The sequence below is a fragment of the Burkholderia sp. ZZQ-2 genome (assembly GCF_050768715.1).
GTDB classification, from domain to species: domain Bacteria; phylum Pseudomonadota; class Gammaproteobacteria; order Burkholderiales; family Burkholderiaceae; genus Burkholderia; species Burkholderia cepacia.
The window spans coordinates 1-15,274 of the sequence record NZ_LDVA01000025.1; the positions used below are offsets into that span (position 1 = coordinate 1).

Annotated in this window: 14 protein-coding genes; 6 read left to right on the top strand and 8 right to left on the bottom strand. The window is 68.4% G+C overall.

The features are described from left to right. The first annotated feature begins 228 nt into the window (after nucleotides 1-228). Complete coding sequence (locus ABY44_RS00445) at nucleotides 229-561, top strand: hypothetical protein (protein WP_060173205.1); 333 nt, start codon at nucleotides 229-231, stop codon at nucleotides 559-561. 120 nt (nucleotides 562-681) lie between these two features. Here the strand turns inward: ABY44_RS00445 and mmsB are convergent, their stop codons facing one another. From mmsB to ABY44_RS00460, 3 genes are all read right to left on the bottom strand, one after another. Then, nucleotides 682-1,572: a 3-hydroxyisobutyrate dehydrogenase gene (mmsB, locus tag ABY44_RS00450; RefSeq protein ID WP_059495028.1), complete on the bottom strand. Its 891-nt coding sequence runs from the start codon at nucleotides 1,570-1,572 to the stop codon at nucleotides 682-684. Nucleotides 1,573-1,586: 14 nt separating this feature from the next. Then, complete coding sequence (locus tag ABY44_RS00455; protein ID WP_027791228.1) at nucleotides 1,587-3,113, bottom strand: CoA-acylating methylmalonate-semialdehyde dehydrogenase; 1,527 nt, start codon at nucleotides 3,111-3,113, stop codon at nucleotides 1,587-1,589. A 114-nt stretch (nucleotides 3,114-3,227) separates the two neighbouring features. After that, a complete protein-coding gene (locus ABY44_RS00460) occupies nucleotides 3,228-4,547 on the bottom strand; it encodes an MFS transporter (protein ID WP_027791229.1) in 1,320 nt (439 codons plus the stop codon). Between the two features lie 157 nt (nucleotides 4,548-4,704). Between ABY44_RS00460 and ABY44_RS00465 the strand changes: the two genes are divergently transcribed. From ABY44_RS00465 to ABY44_RS00475, 3 genes are all read left to right on the top strand, one after another. After that, nucleotides 4,705-5,664 carry a LysR family transcriptional regulator gene (locus tag ABY44_RS00465; protein ID WP_060085041.1) on the top strand — a complete coding sequence of 320 codons (960 nt, stop codon included), beginning with the start codon at nucleotides 4,705-4,707 and terminating at the stop codon, nucleotides 5,662-5,664. 90 nt (nucleotides 5,665-5,754) lie between these two features. Continuing rightward, nucleotides 5,755-6,546, top strand: a complete 792-nt coding sequence (locus ABY44_RS00470) for a hypothetical protein (protein ID WP_059694249.1) — start codon at nucleotides 5,755-5,757, stop codon at nucleotides 6,544-6,546. A 59-nt stretch (nucleotides 6,547-6,605) separates the two neighbouring features. Continuing rightward, a complete protein-coding gene (locus ABY44_RS00475; protein WP_060085500.1) occupies nucleotides 6,606-7,103 on the top strand; it encodes an SRPBCC family protein in 498 nt (165 codons plus the stop codon). Here ABY44_RS00475 and ABY44_RS00480 read toward each other — a convergent pair. The 3 genes from ABY44_RS00480 to ABY44_RS00490 form a co-directional block, all read right to left on the bottom strand. After that, nucleotides 7,100-8,110: a hypothetical protein gene (locus tag ABY44_RS00480; protein WP_230948813.1), complete on the bottom strand. Its 1,011-nt coding sequence runs from the start codon at nucleotides 8,108-8,110 to the stop codon at nucleotides 7,100-7,102. The genes ABY44_RS00475 and ABY44_RS00480 overlap by 4 nt on opposite strands. 55 nt (nucleotides 8,111-8,165) lie before the next feature. Then, nucleotides 8,166-8,888: a haloacid dehalogenase type II gene (locus ABY44_RS00485; RefSeq protein WP_060173208.1), complete on the bottom strand. Its 723-nt coding sequence runs from the start codon at nucleotides 8,886-8,888 to the stop codon at nucleotides 8,166-8,168. 204 nt (nucleotides 8,889-9,092) lie between these two features. After that, nucleotides 9,093-9,731, bottom strand: a complete 639-nt coding sequence (locus ABY44_RS00490; protein WP_048025781.1) for a hydrolase — start codon at nucleotides 9,729-9,731, stop codon at nucleotides 9,093-9,095. A 199-nt stretch (nucleotides 9,732-9,930) separates the two neighbouring features. Between ABY44_RS00490 and ABY44_RS00495 the strand changes: the two genes are divergently transcribed. Both ABY44_RS00495 and ABY44_RS00500 read left to right on the top strand, forming a co-directional pair. After that, nucleotides 9,931-10,824 carry a LysR substrate-binding domain-containing protein gene (locus tag ABY44_RS00495; protein WP_048025782.1) on the top strand — a complete coding sequence of 298 codons (894 nt, stop codon included), beginning with the start codon at nucleotides 9,931-9,933 and terminating at the stop codon, nucleotides 10,822-10,824. Between the two features lie 495 nt (nucleotides 10,825-11,319). Further along, nucleotides 11,320-13,569, top strand: a complete 2,250-nt coding sequence (locus ABY44_RS00500; RefSeq protein ID WP_027791237.1) for a putative bifunctional diguanylate cyclase/phosphodiesterase — start codon at nucleotides 11,320-11,322, stop codon at nucleotides 13,567-13,569. A gap of 27 nt (nucleotides 13,570-13,596) precedes the next feature. Here the strand turns inward: ABY44_RS00500 and ABY44_RS00505 are convergent, their stop codons facing one another. After that, nucleotides 13,597-14,664, bottom strand: a complete 1,068-nt coding sequence (locus tag ABY44_RS00505; RefSeq protein WP_059694254.1) for a response regulator — start codon at nucleotides 14,662-14,664, stop codon at nucleotides 13,597-13,599. A 56-nt stretch (nucleotides 14,665-14,720) separates the two neighbouring features. After that, a partial coding sequence (locus ABY44_RS00510; RefSeq protein ID WP_431640730.1) for a chemotaxis protein CheB occupies nucleotides 14,721-15,274 on the bottom strand: 554 nt, incomplete at its 5' end.

Below are 15,274 nucleotides of genomic sequence, written 5' to 3' on the forward strand. Positions count from 1 at the left end.
CCGGACGTCGCGCCGCCCGGCGCGCCCGCAACGGCATGCGGGCAGGGCGAAACTACCTGCCGACCGAAGCCGGCCGCCTGCGAGGGCTGTAAATCTTGCCTGCATCCGTCATCGTTTAACCATTCGAAACAATGTGTTCACCGAAAGGGGCATGATCTCCGGCGATCGAGCAGGCATACTGTCGCCTATGTTGCTCAATGCACGTCGAAGTACGTGCGCTTGCCCCCCATGTCCACTCCAGTTTCCTTTCGAACCCTGCGATGGTTGACCGTCGCGGCTGCTGCATGCTTGCTCGCCGCGTGTTCGACCGCTTCCGACGTGACCGCGACGTCGAACCCGAACGTATTTACCGTGAAGACGCGCACGGTCGGCGTATCGACGACGTGGGCCGACGCCCATACGAAGGCCGTCGACGAAGCCACCAACTACTGCACGCAGCGCGGCATGCGCGCCAGCCTGAAGCAGGAGGCGCTGACCAGCGGCAGCCGTGTCGGCGCGCGCTCCGAACTCGCGTTCGAGTGCCATCCGACCTTCGAGACGGCGTCGAATCCGCGCGGTTGAGCGACCGGCGGCGTCGCACGCCGCCGCCGTCCGCGTTTTCCTTCTCCCCGATGCAAACCGACCCGCGAGGCCGTTCAGGCACATCGCGGGTCGGCGCACGTCCGGCGTCGGCTATGGCGGTTACGCCGGCTGCGCCTCGTACAGCTTCACGCACGCGGAGAAGTCGAGCGTGCCGAGCCCCTGCTGGCTCATCGACTGATAGAGCTGCTGCGCGAGTGCGCCCATCCACACCGGCTGGTGCGCGCTCCGTGCCGCTTCGGTCGCGAGCCCGAGATCCTTCAGCATCAGGTTCGCCGCGAATCCGCCCGCATAGCCGCGCGCGGCCGGCGCGGTGTCGCTCACGCCCGGATACGGGTTGTACGTGTCCGAGCTCCAGCAACGGCCGGTCGACGTATTGATGATGCCGGCCAGCACGGACGGATCGATGCCGAGCGCGGCGCCGAGCGCCATCGCTTCCGAGACGCCCATCATCGAGATCCCGAGCAGCAGGTTGTTGCAGATCTTCGCGATTTGTCCGGTGCCCGTGCCGCCGCAATGCACGACGTTCTTGCCCATGTCGAGCAGCACGGGGCGGATGCGCTCGAACAGCGCGGCGTCCGCGCCGACCATGAAGGTCAGCGTGCCGGCCTGCGCGCCGCCGGTGCCGCCCGACACGGGGGCGTCGGCGAGCGGGAAGCCGCGCTGCGCGGCGGCGTCGGCCACTGCGCGCACGGTGCCGGGATCGATCGTGCTGCAGTCGATCAGCGTCGCGCCGGCGTGCGCGCCGGCCAGGACGCCGTCGTCGCCGAGATAGACCGCGCGCACGTGTTGCGCGGCCGGCAGCATCGTGATCACGACCGCGCCGCGCGCGGCCGCTTCGCGCGGCGAGCCGGCGGCGGTCGCGCCGGCGCGCACCGCGACGTCGACCGCATGCGCGTCGAGGTCGAACACCGTCAGCGCGTGGCCGGCTTTCAGCAGGTTGGCGGCCATGGGGCCGCCCATGTTGCCGAGTCCGATGAATGCAATTTCCATGTGCAGGCCCTCGCTCAGCGCAGCGCGATCGTCGTGTTCACGCCGCCAGCCGTCGCGTCGTCGTCGAACCAGCGCGCGGTGACCGTCTTCGTCTGCGTGTAGAACTGCACGACCTGCTTGCCGTACGGGCCGAGATCGCCGAGCTTCGAGCCGCGCGAACCCGTGAAGCTGAAGTAGGGCACCGGCACCGGAATCGGGATGTTGATGCCGACCTGGCCGATGTCGATCTCGCTCTGGAACTTGCGTGCCGCCGCGCCGCTCTGCGTGAACAGCCCCACGCCGTTGCCCATCGGGTTACGGTTGACGAGCGCGATCGCGTCGTCGAGCGTGTCGGCCTCGAGCACGACCACCACCGGCCCGAAGATTTCTTCCGTATAGATCGACATGTCGGTCGTCACGCCCGAGAAGATCGTCGGGCCGACGAAGTTGCCCTGCTCGTAACCGGGCACCTTCACGTTGCGGCCGTCGAGTTCGAGCTTCGCGCCGGCCTTCACGCCCTCGTCGATCAGCGCGGTGATGCGCGCATGCGCGGCCTTCGACACGACCGGGCCGACATCGGTACCCGGTTCGTGGCCCGCGTTGACCTTCAGCGCCTTCGCCTTCTCGACAAGCTCGGGCAGCCAGTCGCGCGCCGTGCCGACCAGCACGACGACCGACGTCGCCATGCAGCGCTGGCCGGCCGCGCCGAAGCCCGCGCCGACGAGCGCGTTGATCGTCTGCTCGCGGTGCGCGTCGGGCAGTACGACCGCGTGGTTCTTCGCGCCCATCATCGACTGCACGCGCTTGCCGTGCTGGCTGCCGAGGTTGTACACGTGCGTGCCGACGCGCGTCGAGCCGACGAACGAGATCGCCTTGATGTCCGGGTGCGTGCAGAGGCGGTCGACCACCGTCTTGCCGCCGTGCACGACGTTCAGCACGCCCTGCGGCACGCCGGCCTCGATCGCGAGCTCGACGAGCTGCATCGTCGACAGCGGGTCCTGCTCCGACGGCTTCAGCACGAACGTGTTGCCGCAGACGATCGCCATCGGGAACATCCACAGCGGGATCATCCCGGGGAAGTTGAACGGCGTGATGCCCGCGCACACGCCGATCGGCTGGCGCAGCGTGTAGGTATCGACGCCGCCCGCCACGTTCTCCGCGAATTCGCCTTGCTGCAGCGTGCCGATCGAGCACGCGTGCTCGACCACTTCGAGGCCGCGGAAGATGTCGCCCTGCGCATCGGGCAGCGTCTTGCCTTGCTCGGCCGTCAGCGTGTGCGCGATCCGTTCGAGATTGCGGCGCACGAGATCCTGGAACTTCAGCATGATGCGCAGGCGCGCGCCGATCGGCGTCGTCTTCCACGTCTGGAACGCGCGCTGCGCGGACGCGATCGCGGCGTCGACCTCGTCGAGCGTCGCATACGGCACGCGGCCGATCACTTCCTGCGTCGCGGGGTTGACGATGTCGCCCCATTCGGCGCTTTGCGATTCGACGAACGCGCCGTCGATCAGCAGCTTGGCGGTGGGCAGGGCGAGGGTGGTCTGGGGAACTGCGGCGTTCATGGAACTCTCCGGGGAACGAGGTGATGACAAACAAGGCGGCCCGTATCCGCCGCCGCGCATGCACGCACGGCGGACGGCAGGACGAACTGAAATCGAATGAATGCGGGCGGTGCGTTACGCGCGCGCCGGCCGCATCAACGCGGTACACACGAGCGCGAACACGCCGAAGCCGACGAGGTAAGCGATCACGTAATGCGGCTGGCCGCCGCCGGCCTTGAGCAGCGACGTCGCGATCATCGGCGCGAAGCCGCCGCCGATCACGCCGGCCAGCTGCACCGACAGCGAGATGCCGCTGTAGCGGATCTCCGCCGGGAACTGCTGCGCGAACAGCAGCGATTCCGGCGCATAGAGAATCGGGAACACGACGCCGAGGCCGAGCACGATCGCCCACCATGCGGTCGACGTCTGCTGCGTGCCGAGCATCATGAAGAACGGCGCGGCGAACGCGCACATCAGCACGAGGCCGATCGCGAACATCCGGCGCTGGCCGATGCGGTCGCTGAGATGGCCGCACAGCGGCATCGTGACGAGCGACAGCGCGGCGCCGGCCGTGATCGCGTGCAGCATCTCGGCCTTCGGCAGATGCAGCTGCTGCGTCGCGTAGGCGAGCGCGAACGTGACGACCATGTAGAACCAGGTGTTCTCGGCGGCGCGTGCGCCGACGATCGTCAGCACCTCGCGCGGATGGCGGCGCAGCGCGGCCGTCACCGGCGACTTCTCGGCCTTGCCCTGGCGCTGCATCTTCTCGAAGTCGGGCGATTCGGGCACCTTCGCGCGGATGAACCAGCCGAGGCCGACGAGCGCGATGCTCGCGAGGAACGGCACACGCCAGCCCCACGACAGCATGTCGGCTTCCGGCAGCGCGGCCACCGCGGCCATCGCGACCGACGACAGGATCAGGCCGAGCCCGACGCCCGTCTGCGGCAGGCTGCCGAACAGCCCCTTGCGGCCCTTCGGCGCGTGTTCGACGGCCATCAGCACCGCGCCGCCCCATTCGCCGCCGACGGCCATCCCTTGCAGGAACCGCATCCCGATCAGCAGCGCGGCAGCCCAGTAGCCGATGCTGTCGTACGACGGGATCAGCCCGATGATCATGCTCGGCACGCCCATCAGCAGCAGCGTGATCATCAGCATCGACTTGCGGCCGATGCGGTCGCCGAAGTGGCCGAACACGATGCCGCCCATCGGCCGCCCGATGAAGCCGACCGCGAACGTGCCGAACGCGGCGAGCGTGCCGACGACGGGGTCCAGCGACGGGAAGAAGATGCGGTTGAACACGAGCGCGGCGGCCGTGCCGTAGAGGAAGAAGTCGTACCACTCGATCGTGGTGCCGGCCATGCTGGCCCAGCCGGCCAGCAGGTGGTGCTTCGCGGTGCGCTCGGGCGCAGGTGCCGCGACTGTCGCATGCTCATCGAGGGTGGATCGCGTCTGCATGGTGTCTCCGTGGTGGTGCCGCGGCTCGTGGTCCGCAGGTCACGGTCGAGTATAGTTATGCGCAGATTCATCATGTACCGATAAAGAAACCGGTTGGATGTGCATTTATGCATATCGACAGCCGGCCCGGAGACTCCAGCCCCTTTTTCCCTCGCCGATGCGACATGCCACCGAGCCGGTTTCCGGCAACCTGAACTGGGACGACCTGCGTTTTTTCCTCGAAGTCGCGCGCACGCAGCGGGCGAGCGGCGCCGCGAAGCGGCTGGGCGTCGACTACACGACCGTCGCGCGGCGCATCCGCGCGCTCGAGGCGGCGATGGGTACGCTGCTGTTCGACAAGTCGCGCTCCGGCGGCTTCACGCTGACGGCCGAAGGCCAGCGGCTCGTCGCGTATGCGGATGCGATGGAGACGACCGTGCAGTCCGCGTGCGACCAGGTCGCGAATACGGGCGAGGCGCTGTCGGGCCATGTGCGGATCGGGTCGACCGAGGGGTTCGGGTGCTTTTTCCTCGCGCCGCAGCTCGCGCAGTTTCGCGCCGAGCATCCGCACGTGACGGTCGACCTGCTGCCGGTGCCGCATTTCGTCAACCTGCCCAAGCGCGAGGCGGACCTCGCGATCACGCTCGAGCGGCCCGAGCGCGGGCCTTACGTGGTCACGAAGCTGTGCGATTACCAGTTGCGGCTCTACGCGACGCGCGACTATCTCGCGAACCATCCACCGATCACCTGTACCGACGATCTCGCGGAGCACGCGTTCATCAGCTATGTCGACGATCTCGCGTTCAGCAACGAGCTGCTGTACCTCGACCGGGCGGTGCCGGGCGCGACGGCCGGGCTGCGCACGACGAGCGTGATCGCGCAGTATTTCGCGGCGCTGCAGGGCGGCGGGCTCGCGATCCTGCCGTGCTTCATGGCGGCCACGCAGCCGGCGCTGGTGGCCGTGCTGCCGGACGACGTGGTCGTCACGCGGTGCTTCTGGCTGACGTGCCGCGAGGACCTGCGCAAGCTGCGGCGCGTGACCGCGCTGTGGGATTACCTGCGCGCGGCGGCGGACGCGAATCGCGCGCTGCTGTCGGGCGAATCGGGGACGCTGAGATTCGTCGGCGAGCCGGCCTGACGGAATGGCGGGCGGGGCGGTGACGAACGAGTTGATCTGAATTGAAAAAATGGCCGACGAAGATCCGGCCGGTTATCGGGGGAAAGGCAGATGGCGTTGACGCAGGCGGGCAAGGTGTTCGTGGTCTGTGTGGCGGTATTCGGCGTGGCCGCGTACTGGCTCGCGTCGCGCATGGTGCGCCGCCAGACCGGCGGCGCGCGCGGGGCGGGCGGCGCGGTCGCCTTCTGGTGGCTCGTGTGCTTTTGCCTGGTGTCGCTGTTTTTCCCGTTCGCGTACTGGATCGGCGACGAACTCTACGCACTGGCGGTGTCGCCGAAATACGAGGCGACCGTCGTGTCCTACCAGTCCGAGTGGGACACCTGCGAGCGACGCGACAGCAGCGGGCGCACCGAACGATATCGGTGCATCAAGTACACGTCGATCCTGGAAGCCGTGATGCCGGATGGCGAGCGGGTCGTGCTGCCGGGCAACATCCGATCCGGCGGCGTGCCGGAGATCGGCGAGAAGATCGATGTCGTGTTGCCGGCCGGGGCTACCCAGTTGCATGAACGCAGCGTGCGCAGTGTCGGCCTGCTGGCCGGCGGCGCGCTGATGGTCGCGATCATCGGGTATTTCGTCTACCTGATCGCGGCGTACGGTGCGGGGAAGAACATCGACGGTGCGGCCCGATTCGGCGTGGCCGTGGTGATGAACGCGCTCGTGCCGCTCGGTGCGCTGCTGATGGAAATCGCGTTCCTGAGCGTGCCGTACCGCTACTGGGTGCGGGGGAATCCCGAACAGTGGCCGGTGTGGGTGCTGGCGCTTGGCCTGCTGTTCGCGCTGGCGCTGCTGCCGTTGCTGCTCATCTACGCGCGAACCGCGTGGCGTGCCGTCGTGAAGTGACGAATGCGGCGGGGCGGTTGTGTCATCATGCCCGCACCGGCAACCGCCAGGAGACGGTCGTGGAAATTCATTCGCAGTGGACGTTCGATTGCCGGCCCGAGCATGTCTGGCCGCATTTCCTCCATGCCCGGATGGACGACACGCGGCCGTTGCTGTTCCGCCTCGGCGTGCCGAAGCCGGTCAGCTGCCGCGTGCTCGAAGGCGTGCCGGCCGTCGGCAACACGCGGCAGTGCACGACCGATCGCGGCACCATCGACCAACGGATTCTCGTTCTCGACGAGCATCGCCGGCTGCGTTACCGGATGGTGGCGTCGACGGTGTGGTGTCGCGACTGGGTCGGCCTGCTTGAGGACGAATTCACGCTGACACCGGTGGAAGGCGGCAGGACGCGCGTCGAACGGCGCACCGTGTTCAGCGCGCGTGGCCTCTTCAGGCCGGTTCGGCAGATCGGGTTGTGGCTCGCGTTGCGGCAGGCGCACCGGTATGCGGCCCGCAACTGGCGGCGTCTCGCGATGGCGGCGCAGGGGCGGGCGGGTGCGATGGAGGCGGTGCGCTAGGTCTTGGGCACGGGCGCGTAATAGATTTGCCCGACATCCGTGTCGCGCACCTGGCCGTTGCGTTCGGCCTCGGTGCGCGTAGCCAGGAAATCGACCGTGCACAGATCCGGGCGGCCCAGCGCCTTCAGGATGCCCGACGTGCGCCACGCCGGCAGCCAGTCGGCCCACGACAACCGCACGCCCAGGAGCAGCGCGAGCATGACGCCGATCGCGGCCGGCCCGCCCAGCAGCATGGCCAGGTCGGCACCCAGGTCGGAAAAGCCGTCGTCGCCGGTCCAGAGCAGCACGATCATCATCGGGATGACAAAGCAGTTCATGCCGATGAACATCCATTTCCACGCCAGCCAGATGTCGTGCGTCAGGCCGGCCAGCCCCGTGTCGCTGCACGTGTGATCCATGACCGTGCGGCGCCGGTCCGGCGACGACAGCGCAAACAGGCGGCCGCGGCGATCGACCACGGCAACCACGTCGTCGCCGACGTCGAAGCACTGCCCGCCGAGGAACCCGCGGTACGACGCGCCGCCGATTTCGATTTCCACCGGTAGCTTCGCGAACAGGATCCTGCCGTTCTTCCCCACGGTCACGAACGCGTTTGCCGACGCGAAGGTCCTGGTTTCGCGCAGGTTCGCGTACGACCATGTCGCCGGATGCTCGACCTTGTCGGCCGCGGCGTTCAACTCGGCCAGGACGAGATCCTCGTCGGCTTGCCGAAACACCAGGGCATTGGCCGCGGCCCCGTTGCCGGTGAGTGCCGCGAGGATCGGCACCAGGGTGTGCGTGAACCAGTAGCCGAGCGATTTCTTGCGGGCTTCGGGGTCGACGGGCGGCACCTGACGGCTTCCGGCGCTGCCCTGGTCGGGGCGCTCGAGAAAGCGCATCGCGGTCAGTTTGCCTTCTACGAGACGCAGGGGTGACGACATCAGGGCAGGCCGCTGCAATGGGACAAGGTTTGCGGAGTCTACCAGTCGTCTGTCGGCGCGTTTGTCCTGCTTGACGCGCCGCTCCACCGGCCCCGCATCGTGGCCGCCAGCGCCACGCTCGCGCTCCCTGACCCGGAGGCCTTCAACCCGGGCAGCCCAGCCGGTCCGCGAGTTCGTTCAGGTCCTTGACGTCGAAGTCCCACTGATCAACGGCTCGCAGGTCGGTCGTCTGGCCGGGCCCGTGTTCGGTCGGCCGCAGCACGAACGCGGTCGACAGCCCCTGCCGGCGTGCGGCCGCGAGATCGCCGTTGTGCGCGGCGACCAGGCACAGCTCGGCCGGCTCGATGCCGAGAATCTCGACGGTATCGCTGTACACCTGCGGCGACGGCTTGTACGCGCGCACGACTTCCGCGCCGAGGATCGCATCCCACGGCAGCCCCGCGCGTTTCGCGACGTCGACCATCAGCCGGATGTTGCCGTTCGACAGCGGCGCGATGATGAAGCGTCGCTTCAGCCGCTGCAGCGCCGCGACGGCGTCGGGCCACGGGTCGAGGCTGTGCCACGCGAGGTTGAGTGCGTCGATGTCGGCGTCGGGCACGTCGACGATTCCGTAGCGGTCGAGCGTGCGCACGAGGTTCTCGCGATGCAGGACGTCGAGCCGCACGTAGCGGCGGCGCCCGCTGCGGATTTCTTCCATCGACGGCGAATATTCGGCCCGCCACGTATCGGCGAATTCGAACGGGTCGAGTGCGGGTGCGTGGCGATCGAGGAACGCGGCGGCGCCGCGTGCGACGCCGCTTCTCCAGTCGACGATCGTTCCGAATACATCGAAAACGAGCGCCTTGATTTCGGCAGGGTTCGTCATGGTGATCCTTTGAAGGTCAATCGATGAGGGTACACATCGCCGTGCCGCGCGCGATGCGCGGCGCCGGAGCCATCGACATTGAATCACGGATACGAAAACGCGGCCTGCCGGCCGCGATGCAGTCCGGCCGCGCCGGAACGGAGAAGCAGGGCAACGGCGCGCGCCGACGGCCGGACACGCCGGCCGCCGCGCGTGCCGTGCCGGTCAGCTCTTGTCGTAAGAGAACTGGATGCCCGCGGTGCCGCCGGTTTCGATGAACAGGTTGATGAATGCCGGCACGGTGGCGCTGCGCGCCCAGTCGCGCTGCAGTTCGCAGAACAGCTGCGCGACGCTGATCATCTGGCCGCCGGCCTGCTCGATGCGGCGCAGCGCGGCTTCGTGCGCGGCGACCGACGTGCCGCCGACCGCATCGACGACCACGTACACCTCATAACCGGCCTTCAGCGCGTCGAGCGCCGGGAACGTCAGGCACGCTTCGGTCCACAGCGCGGTCATGATCAGTTTCTTGCGGCCGGTCGCTTCGACGGCCTTGCGGAATTCGACGTCCTCCCACGAGTTGATGCTGGTGCGGTCGTAGGTCGGATAACCTTCGAGCGCCGCGCGCAACTGCGGGATCGGCGGCTTGTTCAGGCCCGTCTTCACGTTCACGGTCGAGTGGACGATCGGCAGGTTGTACGCGACGGCCGCCTTCGACGCGCCGACGATGTTGTTGATCAGCAGCTGGCGATCCATCGACGCGATGGAGTTCACCTGGACCGGCTGGTAATCGATGACGATGAACGCCGCGTTCTGCGGGGTGAGCAGGTGGTCGTTCGCGGGGTCGCGAACCGGTTCGCTTGCCATGGTTGTCTCCAGTGACGGTGCGGGAAGTGAGGGGGTAAGTCCAGGTCCAGTGAACCGTCGGGTCCTGCGAAGGAGCCGGTCGAGAAAATTCCCGGCTGCCGCGACACGCTCGATCCACGCTGAAACAGGATGCTAGGCGTGCAACAACCGGCGTTCCAGTCCCTTAAAATGCCGTCAGTGTTCTATGGGTGGAACAATCATGGATGACCTGAACGACCTCTACTATTTCGTGAAGGTGGTCGAACACGGCGGGTTCACGCAGGCCGGGCGCGCGCTGGACGTGCCGAAATCGACACTGAGCCGGCGCATCGCCGCGCTGGAAGCGAAGTACGACGTGCGGCTGCTGCAGCGTACGACGCGTCATTTCACCGTCACGGAAACCGGACGCGAATTCCATGAGCGCTGCCTCGCGGTGCTGGTCGAGGCCGACGCCGCGCGCGAGGTGATCGAGCGCCGGCATGCGGAGCCGCGCGGTGTCGTCCGCGTCAGTTGCCCGACCGCGCTTCTCGAATATCGCGTGAGCGAACTGGTCGCGCGCTTCATGGCGATTCATCCGCAGGTGCAGGTGCATCTCGAGGCGACGAACCGCCGCGTCGACCTGCTGAGCGAAGGGTTCGACCTCGCGCTGCGGGTGCGCTTCCCGCCGCTGGAGGACAGCGATCTCGTGATGCGCGTGCTCGCCGACAGCCCGCAGCGGCTGGTGGCCGCACCGCACTGGCTGGACGGGCGCGCGCCGCTGTCGGACCCGGCCGGGCTGGCCGGCGCGCCGAGTCTCGACTGGGGGCCGGCGCGGCATCACGTGTGGCAGCTGGTCGGGCCGAACGGCGAGCATGCGCAGTTGCGCCATCATCCGCGCTTCGTCACGGACGACATGCACGCGTTGCGCGATGCGGCGATTCACGGCGTCGGCATCGTGCAGTTGCCGTGCATGGTCGTCGAGGACGACCTGCGCGACGGCACGCTGGTCGACGTGCTGCCCGGCTGGGCGCCGAAGGGCGGCGTGGTGCACGCGGTGTTTCCGTCGCGGCGCGGGCTGCTGCCGCGCGTGCGGCTGCTGATCGATTTCCTGGCCGAACACATCCGGAAGGATTGACGCTTGCACAGGCGCCGCGCTGCAAGCCTGGCCGGCGCGTGTGCGGGCCCGATGCCCGATGCATCGGCGCCGGGCGCGGCGCCCGGAGCGTGGCGGTCGCGGCTGCCACCAACGCATCGAAGGCGATCACGCGCACGGATCCCCGCGCGGACGATCGAACGCGAACGGAGCCGGTGCGCCGCCGCAATCTGACGAATGGCTTTCGAACACGGCCCGCATGGCGCACGGCCTTGCCCGGAGCGGTCGCGCCGCGCGCAGGTCTTCCGGCGGATTGACTGCCGGCCGGACATGCCGCATCGACCGCGTGTAACCCCTGATGCGCATGGACGCCCGGGTTGCCACGGATTGGTGTTAAATGTATTTCGGCGCGCGTTGGCACCGCGTGCAATACGGGGCGCACCGGGCATCGGCGTATACCCGGAGCGAAAAACGGCACGAAGGATCGAAAACGAATCGGGCGCATCAGACCCGATCGGACAGACGGCAGGATTCATCTTGAATACCGAACCGCAAAGTTCTCGTTACAGTCTCGGGCTCGCGGCGGAAGTGCTCGCGTCCGAGCAAAGCGTGCTGAGGCTGATCACGCGCAACACACCGCTGCCGGAGCTGCTCGTCGAAGTCTGCCGGCGCGCCGAGGCTTTGCTCGGCGACGGTGCGTCGTGCACGATCCTGCTGCTCGATATCGACGGCGTGCACGTGCATGTCGGCGCCGCGCCGTCGCTGCCCCGACAGTACAGCGCGGCGATCGAAGGCGCGACGATCGGGCCGGTGGCCGGCTCGTGCGGCACGGCGATGTACCTGCGCCGGATGGTCGTCGTCGAAGACATCGAAACCGATCCCCTGTGGGCCGACTATCGTGCGGTTGCGCTGCCGCTGGGCCTGCGCGCGTGCTGGTCGGTGCCGTTCCTCGACGACGCGGGCGCCGTGCTGGGCGCGTTCGCCGTCTATCACCGCATGCCGCGCCGACCGAGCGACGAGGAAACCGAACTGCTGCGCGACATCGGCAACAGCGTCGGCCTCGCGGTGCACCAGGACCGGATCGCGCGACAGCTCGCGCGCAGCGAGGAACATCACAGGCTCGTGGTCAACAGCCTGAACGAAGGGATCCTCGTCGTGTCGCGCGATGGCGTCGTGGTCGCGAGCAACCCGAGTGCGAACCGGATGATGCGCGTGAAGGGCGACCTCGTCGGCCGCAGGCTGTCGACGGTGATCCTGCGCAAGCTGCGCGAGGACGGCACGCCGATCGCGCCCGACGACTGGCCGAGCCGGCGCGCGCTCGAAACGGCCACGCCGATGCTCGACTACACGGTCGGTTTCGGCCTGGCGGACGGCGACACCATCTGGGTGCGCGGCAACGCGGTGCCGATCGTGAGGCCCGGCGAAACGCAGGCCGACTCGGTGCTCGTTTCATTCAACGACATCGGCCCCGTGCGCGAAGCGCAGCAGCAACTGCGCTACCTGGCGACCCGCGATGCGCTGACGGGCCTCTACAACCGCCGCTGGCTCGGCGACCGCATGCGCGAGCTGTTCGGCGGCCACGATGCGGCGGGCGGGCCCGCGCGCGTCGCGATCCTGTTCATCGATCTCGTCGGCTTCAAGAAGGTCAACGACACGGCCGGCCACGACGCGGGCGACGCGCTGCTGCGCAGCGTCGCGGCGCGGCTCGCGGCGTGCGGAGGCGGGCAGCATGCGCTCACGCGCGTCGGCGGCGACGAGTTCGTGATCCTCGTCGACGACTGCGACGATCCCGACAAGCTCGCGGTGCTCGCGCGCGAGGTGATCGACGCGATCGCGAAGCCGTTCGCGATCGCGAACAACGAATACTGGCTCGGCGTGTCGATCGGGATCAGCGTCGCGCCGCGCGACGGCGACGATGCCGTCACGCTGATGCGCAACGCGGATTCGGCGATGTACGACGCGAAGCAGCGCGGCCGCAACCACTTCACGTTCTTCACCGCGCAGCTCAACCTGCGGCTGCAGCGCCGCTTCGCGATCGAGCAGTCGCTGCGGCGCGCGCTCGCGTCGGACATGCTGCGGCTCGCGTATCAGCCCGTCGTCGACGCGCGCAGCGGCCGCACCGTCGGCGCCGAGGCACTGCTGCGCTGGACGAGCCCCGAGCTCGGGCCGATGTCGCCGGCGGAGTTCATTCCGGTTGCGGAAGATACGGGGCAGATCGTCGCGATCGGCCAGTGGGTGCTCGAAACCGCGTGTCGGCAGGCGGCCGAATGGCGCCGCACGATCGCGCCCGACCTGGTGCTGGCCGTCAACCTGTCGCCGCGGCAGTTCCACGAAGGCCTCGTCGAGTCGGTCGGTCGCTGCCTCGCGCAGACGCGGCTCGATCCGTCCGCGCTCGAGCTCGAGATTACAGAAGGACTGCTGATGAACGACACGGACACCGTGCTGCCGATGCTCGAGGCGCTCACGGACATGAACGTGCGCATCTCGGTCGACGATTTCGGCACCGGCTATTCGTCGCTCGCGTACCTGAAGCGCTTTCCGCTGCACAACCTGAAGGTCGACCGCTCGTTCGTGTCGGGCGTGCCCGATCATCACGATTCGGTGGCGATCACGCAGGCCGTCGTCGCGATGGCGCATTCGCTCGGGATGAAGGTCACGGCCGAAGGGGTCGAGACGCAGGCGCAGTCGTGGTTCCTGCAGCAGATCGGCTGCGACATGCAGCAGGGCTACCTGTTCAGCCGCCCGCTGGACCCGAGCGACTACGCGCGCCGGCTCGGCGCCGCGTGAGCGAGGCGCCGAGCCGGCGTTCGGTGTTCAGTCGGCGCGTGGCGCACCGAAGCCGCCGGGGACGGGCGGTGTCGGCGTCGCGTCGATCTCGACGCGGTTCTTGCCCTCGTGCTTCGCGCGATAGAGCGCGCGGTCGGCCGCTTCGATCAGCACGGTCGTCGGCAGGCCCGGCGTCGGCACGATGGTCGCGCCGCCGATGCTGATCGTCACGGTGTCGCCCGTCGACGAATGCGCATGCTGGAGCCGCAGCGCCTCGACCGCGAGGCGGATCTTTTCGCCGAGCAGCCGCGCGGCACCCGGCGACGTGGCCGGCATCACGACCGCGAATTCCTCGCCGCCGAAACGCGCGGCGAGATCCCCCGACTGGCCGAGACAGCGCTCGATGGTCGACGCGATCTGCTTGAGTACGCTGTCGCCCGACACGTGGCCGTACGTGTCGTTGTACAGCTTGAAATTGTCGACGTCGATCATCAGCAGCGACAGCTCGCTGCGCTCGCGCGTGCCTCGCCGCCATTCGGCGGCGAGGTATTCGTCGAGATAGCGCCGGTTCGACAGCCCGGTGAGGCCGTCCGAATGCGTGAGGCGCCGCAGCTCGAGATTGGCTTCGAGCAACTGCTGCTGCGATTGCCGCAGCGCGCGATAGGCCTCGTCGCGCTGCAGCAGGTTCATGTACGAGCGCGAGTGATAGCGCACGCGCGCGACGAGCTCGATGCGGTCGGGCAGCTTCACGAGGTAGTCGTTCGCGCCGGCCGCGAAGGCGGCGCTCTTGATCACGGGCTCTTCCTGCGTCGACAGCACGATGATCGGCACGTCGCGCGTCGCCGGATTCGTCCGGTACGCCTTCACGAGGCTCAGACCGTCGGTGCCGGGCATCACGAGGTCCTGCAGGATCACGGTCGGCCGCGTCTCGATCGCGGTGGCCATCGCGTCGTCCGAACGCGGGCAATAGTGGAAATCGATGCCTTCCTCGTCGACGAGCGCGCGCCGCACGGCTTCCGCGACGATCGTCTGGTCGTCGACCAGCAGCACCATCGCCGGCACGTCGGCGGGCGGCACGTAGGGGCCGCCTGGCGGGTGAGTCGGGTCAATGGTCATGGTCGATGCGGGTTGTTGCGAGGGCAGGCATGGGTGTTGCAAGTGTTCATCGGGCTTCAGATCCGTGCGAGCGCCGCCAGCTCGCCCGCGATGCGTCCGAGCGGCAGGATCGCGCGCGCCGCGCCGAGCGTCGCGGCCGCCTTCGGCATGCCGTAGACGGCGCTCGTCGCCTCGTCCTGCGCGATCGTATGGTAGCCCTTCATCCGCAGCGCCTTCAGGCCGATCGCGCCGTCGCGGCCCATCCCCGTGAGCAGCACGCCGATCACGCGGCCGGGCCAGTGCTCGGTCAGGCTGTTGAAGAACACGTCGACCGACGGGCGATACGGCGTGGCGGCCGGCTCGCGCGTGTATTCGAGCGTGCCGGCGCGCGTGATGCGCAGGTGGTCGTCGGTCGCGGCGAGCAGCGCGACGCCCGGCTGCGGGCGGTCGCCTTCGCGCGCGACGCGCACGGCGAGCGACGTCTGGCCGTCGAGCCATTGCGCCATGCCTTCGGCGAACGCGCGGTCGACGTGCTGCACGATCACGATCGGTGCGTTGAAATCGGCCGGCAGGCCGCCGAGGACCGACGCGAGCGCGCCGGGGCCGCCGGCCGATGCGCCGATCGCGATCA

Excerpts from the sequence above, each read along its gene's own strand:
- ABY44_RS00445 (WP_060173205.1), top strand. The coding sequence starts at position 229 with ATGTCCACTCCAGTTTCCTTTCGAACCCTGCGATGGTTGACCGTCGCG.
- ABY44_RS00455 (WP_027791228.1), bottom strand. The coding sequence starts at position 3,113 with ATGAACGCCGCAGTTCCCCAGACCACCCTCGCCCTGCCCACCGCCAAG.
- ABY44_RS00485 (WP_060173208.1), bottom strand. The coding sequence starts at position 8,888 with ATGACGAACCCTGCCGAAATCAAGGCGCTCGTTTTCGATGTATTCGGA.
- ABY44_RS00470 (WP_059694249.1), top strand. The coding sequence starts at position 5,755 with ATGGCGTTGACGCAGGCGGGCAAGGTGTTCGTGGTCTGTGTGGCGGTA.
- ABY44_RS00505 (WP_059694254.1), bottom strand. The coding sequence starts at position 14,664 with ATGACCATTGACCCGACTCACCCGCCAGGCGGCCCCTACGTGCCGCCC.
- ABY44_RS00465 (WP_060085041.1), top strand. The coding sequence starts at position 4,705 with ATGCGACATGCCACCGAGCCGGTTTCCGGCAACCTGAACTGGGACGAC.
- ABY44_RS00460 (WP_027791229.1), bottom strand. The coding sequence starts at position 4,547 with ATGCAGACGCGATCCACCCTCGATGAGCATGCGACAGTCGCGGCACCT.
- ABY44_RS00490 (WP_048025781.1), bottom strand. The coding sequence starts at position 9,731 with ATGGCAAGCGAACCGGTTCGCGACCCCGCGAACGACCACCTGCTCACC.
- ABY44_RS00495 (WP_048025782.1), top strand. The coding sequence starts at position 9,931 with ATGGATGACCTGAACGACCTCTACTATTTCGTGAAGGTGGTCGAACAC.
- mmsB (WP_059495028.1), bottom strand. The coding sequence starts at position 1,572 with ATGGAAATTGCATTCATCGGACTCGGCAACATGGGCGGCCCCATGGCC.